Here is an 8050-nt window from a genome sequence, read left to right on the forward strand (position 1 = left end):
TGGTTTCCAAAGAATTGCCGACCAAAATAAGACGGTCTACTATGATAAGCAAGGCCGGATGCAGTACGGCCACCAAACTATCAATCACGCTAACTACTACTTTGACAAGGGGACCGGGGCCATGCAAACCGGCTTAGTGGTAGATAATGGCACGCGGTATTACTATGCGGCCAATGGTAAGCAAGCCTATGGCCAACAAAACGTGGGCGGCCATTGGTACCTCTTTGATCAGGCTAACGACGGAAAAGCCAAGACCGGCTTTACCCAAATCAAGGACCAAAACAAGACCGTTTACTACAACGGGGCCGGCCAAATGCAATACGGCCAACAAAATATTGGCGGTCACTGGTACAACTTCGATAAGGTAACAGGTAAGATGTCCACTGGCTTTACTTACCTCAAGGACCAAAGCAAGACCGTTTATTACAACGCTCAAGGGCAAATGCAGTACGGCTGGCAAGAACTTAACAAAGCTAAATACTACTTTGATAAGTGGACTGGGGCGATGGCTAAGGGTCTGCAAACCATTGCCAACGCTAAGTATTTCTTTGGTAATGACGGCAAGATGCAAACCGGCCAAAGATATCTCGGTGGTTACTGGTATAACTTCGATCAAGCAACAGGTAAGATGTCGACGGGGTTAACTTACCTCAAAGACCAAGCCAAGACAGTTTACTATAACGCCCAAGGCCAAATGCAATACGGCCAACAAAATATTGGTGGTCACTGGTACTTATTTGATAAAGTCACTGGTGCTATGAAGACCGGCTTCCAATACATTGCCGACCAACATAAGACCGTTTATTATAACCAGGACGGGCAGATGCAATATTGCTTCCAAAAGATTGGTGAGGCGACTTATTATTTTGACCCCGCACTAGGTACAAAAGCGACCGGCCAAAAGTATATCAATGGTCACTGGTACTACTTCAATGGGAGTGGGATAATGGCCACTGGCTTTACTTATCTGCCAGATCAAAAGAAGACGGTTTATTATAACAAAGATGGTCAAATGCTCTACGGCTTCCAAAAAATTAAGGATGCCACTTACTACTTTGATCCGGCGCTAGGTACGAGGGCGACCGGCCAAAAGAATATCAATGGTCACTGGTATTACTTCAACCCTAATACGGGGGCAATGGCAACCGGGTTGACTTACTTATCAGACCAAAAGAAGACTGTTTATTATGCTGACAACGGGCAAATGCAGTATGGAGCGCAGGTAATTAACGGGACTGAGAAGTTCTTTGACGTTCATACTGGGGCGTTAATTACAGCAGGAATTGTGTACGATGCTAAGGCCCACACACTTAAGTATTACGATGCCGGTGGGGATTTAAAAACTGGCCTAGTTAAAATTGATGGGCAAATGTATACCTTCGACCAAAAGACAGGTCACCTAGTGGTCCCTAAGGAACAATTTGTTTCTATCAAGGGTGCGACCTATCTCTTGAACCAAGCAGTTGTTCTAACCGGTTGGCAAAACTTCAATAAGCAAACCTACTACTTTGACTTGGCAACCGCTAAGATGGTTAAGGGCGAAAAGCAAATTGCCAACCACTGGTACCTCTTCGATGTAAATAATGGGGCCATGAAGACTGGCTTCCAGTACCTCAAAGCCGGTAACAAGACGGTTTACTATGCTAATAATGGCCAAATGCAATACGGCCAACAAAACATTGGCGGTCACTGGTATTACTTTGACAAAGGAACTGGTAAGATGGCGACTGGTTTGACCTACCTGGCAGACCAAAATAAGACGGTTTACTACAATAACCAAGGTCAAATGCAATATGGTCAACAAAATCTCGGTGGTCACTGGTATTACTTCGATGATGTTAGTGGGGCCATGAAGACAGGCTTCTACTGGATTGATAGCCAACATAAGACTGTTTACTATGCTGACAACGGGCAAATGCAATATGGTTGGCAACAAATTGGTCACTACTACTACTTCTTCGACCGGGGAAGTGGTGCGATGTTTACCGGAGTAAGAAACGTTGACGGCAGACGTTACACCTTCAATAACAATGGGGTCTTACAGAACTTTACCCAACGTGTTATCGACTGGTTCCTAGCTCGTGACGGGCGCTTAACTTATTCAATGATGGGAAGTCGTAATGGGAGCGATGGCACGGCCGATTGTTCCGGTGGGATGACCGAAGCTCTTTGGCGTGCCGGGGCAAGTACTCCTGATGCAACCGCCCGCCGTTGGGGGGGCTACAACACCGTTTCCATTCGGCCTTACCTACGGGCTAATGGCTACGTAAATGTTACTAACAACGGCTATGGTTACAGTCCTAAGTATGGTGATATTGTCATTTGGGGTGACGGTTTAGGTGACGCTGGTCACATCATGATTATTTCTTCTGGTAGTGGCAATGACGCCAAGGAAATCTCAGTTTGTGGTTACGCTCACGATGCCGACGGCAGAAACTCTTACCACCAAGCAATTAAGGAATTCAACTATAACTGGTACTGGGCAGACGATGAACACCCATCAGTTCACGTTTACCGTTTAGGTTCAGTTATTAACAAATAACTATTAAGTCGACAAAAGGCACTTGTATTCAAGCAAAAGAGTACGAGTGTCTTTTGTTTTATTAGAATTCACTAAAAAATAAAAATTCCTTAGATTAATTCGTCAGCTGTTTGCGTACATAAGTATGAAGGGGAAAAAATTCCCTTCTCTGACAAACTTTTATGTAATTAAGGAGGAAAGCTAATGCTATCTAAGGAAAAACGAATTAGGCAAAAATTTTTGCAAGCTGACTTCAATGATAACGTCATGTTTGAAATGGCCATGTCTAAAGCAAAGTTTTGTAAGCGATTATTGCAGTCGGTCTTACCTGAGTTTGATTTTCAACAAATTAAAGTTGTGGTCCCAAAACAGTCCCCAAGTAGCGACCTTACCCAGGTTGGGTGCATAGATTTACTATGTATTCCTAAAATAGGGGACCGGTTTAATGTTAAGCTGCAACTGGTAGCTGAGCGTAATCTTGCGCTACGTTCGAGATATTATCACGCCATGATGGTTGAAGAGATGCTAGCAACTGACGAGGATTACCGCAACTTAAGGGATACCTATGTTATTTTCCTAGGTGCCTTTGACTGGAGTCACGCAATTAACCACTATCAAATGATGTCTGAGCATGGGGACGATATCCTGGAAGATGGGACCCACACTATTATTTTGAACGCTAAGAGTAACTGGGATGAGGCTGATGCTGAGCTTAGAGGGGTTTTTCAATTGATCTTAAAAGAAGAGGCAACATATGGGTACTTGGGTCCCAAGGTTGCTAATGACATAGCACGTATCAAGCAAAGTGAGTTAGGAGGAGAAAAGTATATGGCTTTAACAGATGAATTTTGGCAAGATATTCGAGACGAGGGACGGCAAGAAGGGAAAGCAGAGGAACGACGAGAACTTGTTCCGCTTTTAGTTAAGATATTGGCAGACAACGGCAAGCAACCAGCAGAAATTATGGCTTATTTAGAAGCTAAACTAGGTTTGAGCGTGCAAGAAGCAGAGGAATACTACCAACTAGCAATAACTGAAGCTTAGTATCAGGGGCATGTTTTTAACGTCTGAGAAGGAATTATGCTGTGTAAATCTAAATCTTTTATAACGTGATTACTTTGCGATAAAATGTAATTATGAGGTGATGATGATAGAATTAACAGGAAATTCAAAATTTTTTAGAGTAGGTAATTCCTTTGGTCTGCGCCTAACGAAAAAGGACAAAGAAATTCTAAACGCCACTCCTGGTGATGAGTTTGAAAAAATTATTTCTCCTGATGGACAATCAGTAACCTTTCGCAAAAAACAAACAGTCAGTCCCCAAACGCAAAAGATGATTGCAGAGTTATTCAATGAAAATCAAGAATTGATGAAACGGTTGAAGTAAGAATGATCCATTTAACAGAGATTGAAATTAGAGATTGAAATTATAGAAGTTAATCGATATGTTTTAACCGGAGTCGGCCAAACCTATCAAGGGATTCAATACCCTGCAAGTCTTTCGTTGGTTGTAGAACAACCCAAAATGGTAGTTTTTGGTCATACGCTTTATCCGACTATTTGGCTTAAGGCGGCATATCTAATGCAAAAAATCACTAAAAAGCATATTTTTGTTGATGGTAACAAACGAACGGCCTTTCTAGCAACATTGTTATTTTTAAAGAAAAATGGCTACATTTGTCAATTTACTACTGATGAAGGTGAAGCGCTAATAATGCAAATTACCCTCGCAACTGATAGTGAAGATGAAATGATGAAAGTAGCTACTGTTAAGGCTTCACTCTAGAAAAATTACTAGCTAGTCCGCTACTTTCTTTTGTTCAAAGGATTTTCTCTATGCTTTAGGCCTTAGAACGGCCCTCATAACCGAAAACTCTAGGTGTGAACTACTTTTTGCACCTAGAGTTTTTTACAAAATAAACGATAAATAAAAATGCATATTAAGCGCTTAACCTGTTATAATATTGGTGTATGCTGTCTAGGCAATACTATTTACTAGGAGGAATTTCTCATGGGGAAAAATAAGAAGTTGGCAACGGTGCTAGCTGTTTCAGCTACCCTTGCCACCACGGGTATGATTAATCAACAAAAGGCTTCCGCCGACACGGTTGATAACAACAATCAAACTAAACAAAACGCTAAGGTACAAACACCAGTCGACAAGGCTCAAGCCCAAGTCGATGCTGCTAAAGCCGACGTTGACACTGCGCAAAAGGCAGTTGATACTGCTAAAACTGAGCAAACTCAAGCTGCAAAGGACGTAGCTACAGCGGATGCAAGCGCAGCTCAAGCTAAGAATACCCAAGCTGATGCTCAAGCTAAGCAAACTGGTGCAGAAACTGACGTCAAAATAGCTCAAACTGCTTATGACGCAACCAAGGCTAAGGTTGACGCAGTTCCGGCTGATATTGACCAACAAGTAGCTCAACAAACAACCAAAGTAGTAGACACTAACAAGCAATTAGATACTGCCAAGGACACCCAAGCCCAAGCAGCTAAGGATGTTAACGATGCCCAAACAGCTAAGGATACCGCCCAAACAGCAGTAGATAACCTTAACACCCAAATTAATGATACCCAAAACCAAATTGATAATAGTAATGAAATTAAGTTAAGTGATGACTATATCAAGGCGGTTAAAAATGAAGATTATTCAAACTGGTATGATTTAACTAAGGAATTTAATAACTATACTTACAAGCCAAGTGCGCAAGATAGCAGAATTGTTGATACTGAAAATATGAGTCAAGAAGATTGGACTGATGTTGCTACATTTACAGCTAGTGTTATTAATTCTTTACACGAAGCAGTTGGAAGTGAACCTTTGAAGGTGACTAAAGGTTCCGTACAATATGCAAAAACATATTCAGAAAGTTATTTAGCACATCAAAATGAATATACAGAGGATACTAACGAAAGAGTTTCTTCTACAGTTGCTAGTAAAGCATCGGGGCTAAACTATACTTATCCTCCTTTTTATGACACTGCTTCTATAGATAGGAGAGTGGAGTCGATTGAAACAATTTTTACGAACGAGGGAATGACAAGAAATGTTACATATGAACCTTTAACTCTTGGCGAAATTAAGAGTAGCATATATAACTATATCTTGGCACAATTGCGTGATACGTATGATTCAAATAGTATATTAGGACTTTTTCCTGTTAGCGGGGCTACATCTAGAGGTAAGTATTTAAATGGAAATTATCTAGCAGTAGTGGTCCTAGATAAATACTTTAGTATTGTTAATATATATGATACAGTTATGAGCACTAATTGGGGCACTACATCATATATGAGTGATGCTTTCGACACTACTCCATACACAATCCCTAGCACTAAGGCTTTACAAGCTAAATTAACTGAATTAAAGGGTCAATTACCAATATTAAATGATAACTTAAAGACAGCGACTGATAATTTAGTAGCTAAGCAAACTGCTAAAGCTAGCGCTGACAAGCAAGTAGCTAGTTTGACTGCTGATTTGAAGAATGACCAAGATGCCTTGGCTAAGTTACAGGCCCAAAAGGCAGTCAAGGACAATGGTCCTAAGGACTTAGCCGCTGCTGATCAAAAAGTTAAGGACGCAATCGCTAAGTACAACGAAGCTAAGAAGGCATATGCAGACGCTAAGAGTGCCTATGAAGCAGCTCAAAAGCAAGCTGACACAGCTAAAGCTGCCAAGACAGCAGCTGATAAGAAAGTTGCTGATGCCCAAGCTAAGTTAGCACAGGCAAAGGACGCTTTAGCTAAGGCGGAACAAAACTTAGCTAACATGCACAAAATCTATGACCTTCAACAAAAATTTGAAGATGGTCACTGGCGCTTATATGATGGCGCAGGTCATAGGTTAACTGGCTTCCAAAGACTCGAAGCAGAAAAGAAGACCGTTTACTATGACAAGAACGGGAACATGCTTTACGGCCAACAAAACATTGCTGGTAAGTGGTATAACTTCGATAAAGTAACTGGGGCAATGTCCACCGGTCTTACTTACTTAGCTGACCAAAAGAAGACCGTTTACTACAACGACAAGGGTCAAATGCAATACGGTCAACAAAATGTTGATGGCAAGTGGTACCTATTTGATAAGGTTACTGGTGCGATGAAGACTGGCTTGCAATACATTGCCGACCAACATAAGACTGTTTTCTATAACAACAAGGGTCAAATGCAATATGGCCAACAAAACATTGGTGGCCACTGGTACTTATTTGATAAGAATACCGGCGCAATGCAATTTGGCTTCCAACGGATTGCTGATCAGGACAAGACCGCTTACTACAATAAGGATGGTCACATGCTTTACGGTCAACAAAACATTAACGGTAAGTGGTATAACTTTGATAAGGTAACTGGGGCAATGTCTACTGGCTTTACTTACTTAGCAGACCAAAAGAAGACCGTTTACTATAATGATAACGGCCAAATGCTTTACGGTTGGCAAACAATCAAGGGTGGTAGATACTACTTCGACACCACTACTGGGCAAATGGCTACTGGCCAAAGACATGCTGGTAAGGATTGGTACAACTTTGACCCTAAGACAGGTAAGATGTCTACTGGTCTTACCTACTTAGCTGACCAAAACAAGACGGTTTACTATGCTAATAACGGAAAGATGCAATACGGACAACAAAACGTCAATGGCAAGTGGTATCTCTTCGACAAAGTCACAGGGGCAATGAAGACCGGCTTGCAATACATTGCTGACCAACATAAGACTGTTTACTACAACGACAAGGGTCAAATGCTTTACGGTAAACAAGTTATTGGTGGTAAGACTTACGAATTTGATAAAGTAACTGGTGCTTTACTTAAGTAGAAGGCCAGCTGCCGAAAGGGATTCTCTTTTAGGGGAATCCCTTTTGTTATGCCGAGATTTTACAATAAGCCAACAAAGTGCCTACGAGTCTTGAAATGGCAGCGCTTCTTTGTCACAATAGAATTGTTATTACAAGTTAAGGAATAGGTGATACTCTTGGAAAAAAGTGAAATGAAAAAGCGTTTCAAAATGTATAAAGCCGGCAAAGCGTGGGTAGTTGCGCCCTTAGTCTTCTTTGGGTTAGCTGTGGGGGTAAGTACTAACGTTAAGCAAGTAGCGGCTGACACGGTAAGTCAAGCTCAAACAACAACGGTAACGGCTGACGCAAGTAGCCAAAGTTTGATTAGTCAGCCAAGTACGACTAGTTCGGAAGCGACAGATTCCAGCCAGACTGAAAGTACGACCAGTGTTGCTGCTAGCACGGTCGCAACCACTGCTACCAGCGAGGCCAGTGTGACTACAAGTTCTAGCCAAGCTACAAGCACAAGTAGTCAAGCAGCTAGCTCAGAAGCACAAACCAGCCAGGCTTCCACGACGGTGACAAGCCAGTCCAGTGCTAGCGTGGCGACAGCTAGTGTTGAAGCTAAAGTAGCTCCAGCCACCTCGGAAGCTGCTAAGACTTCTGAAGCTAAAGAAGATTACCCAACCCCGGCAGCTTACGTTGAGAAAAACGAAGGGGGCCACTGGTACCTTTACGTTGGTAA

General features: G+C 42.0%; 6 protein-coding genes. All 6 read left to right on the plus strand.

Annotated elements, in window-relative coordinates:
* Positions 1–2542, plus strand: a 2542-nt coding sequence (locus tag FC14_RS06230) for a hypothetical protein (protein ID WP_162258664.1), incomplete at its 5' end; no start/stop codon positions are given.
* Between the two features lie 183 nt (positions 2543–2725).
* The gene (locus FC14_RS06235) at positions 2726–3565 is read left to right on the plus strand and encodes a PD-(D/E)XK nuclease family transposase (RefSeq protein ID WP_056976926.1); all 840 of its coding nucleotides are present in this window, start codon (positions 2726–2728) and stop codon (positions 3563–3565) included.
* A gap of 103 nt (positions 3566–3668) precedes the next feature.
* Positions 3669–3908 (plus strand): AbrB/MazE/SpoVT family DNA-binding domain-containing protein, encoded by a 240-nt coding sequence (locus FC14_RS06240; RefSeq protein ID WP_056976927.1) that lies wholly within the window; start codon positions 3669–3671, stop codon positions 3906–3908.
* 21 nt (positions 3909–3929) lie between these two features.
* Entirely contained in the window at positions 3930–4307 is a 378-nt protein-coding gene (locus FC14_RS06245) for a type II toxin-antitoxin system death-on-curing family toxin (RefSeq protein WP_056976928.1), read from the plus strand.
* A gap of 225 nt (positions 4308–4532) precedes the next feature.
* A complete protein-coding gene (locus tag FC14_RS06250; protein ID WP_056976929.1) occupies positions 4533–7346 on the plus strand; it encodes an SEC10/PgrA surface exclusion domain-containing protein in 2814 nt (937 codons plus the stop codon).
* Positions 7347–7502: 156 nt separating this feature from the next.
* The coding region (locus FC14_RS06255) for a KxYKxGKxW signal peptide domain-containing protein (protein WP_235804518.1) at positions 7503–8050 on the plus strand (548 nt) is incomplete at its 3' end.

It is taken from the genome of Ligilactobacillus agilis DSM 20509, assembly GCF_001436215.1.
Classification (GTDB): domain Bacteria; phylum Bacillota; class Bacilli; order Lactobacillales; family Lactobacillaceae; genus Ligilactobacillus; species Ligilactobacillus agilis.

Excerpts from the sequence above, each read along its gene's own strand:
- FC14_RS06235 (WP_056976926.1), top strand. The coding sequence starts at position 2,726 with ATGCTATCTAAGGAAAAACGAATTAGGCAAAAATTTTTGCAAGCTGAC.
- FC14_RS06240 (WP_056976927.1), top strand. The coding sequence starts at position 3,669 with ATGATAGAATTAACAGGAAATTCAAAATTTTTTAGAGTAGGTAATTCC.
- FC14_RS06250 (WP_056976929.1), top strand. The coding sequence starts at position 4,533 with ATGGGGAAAAATAAGAAGTTGGCAACGGTGCTAGCTGTTTCAGCTACC.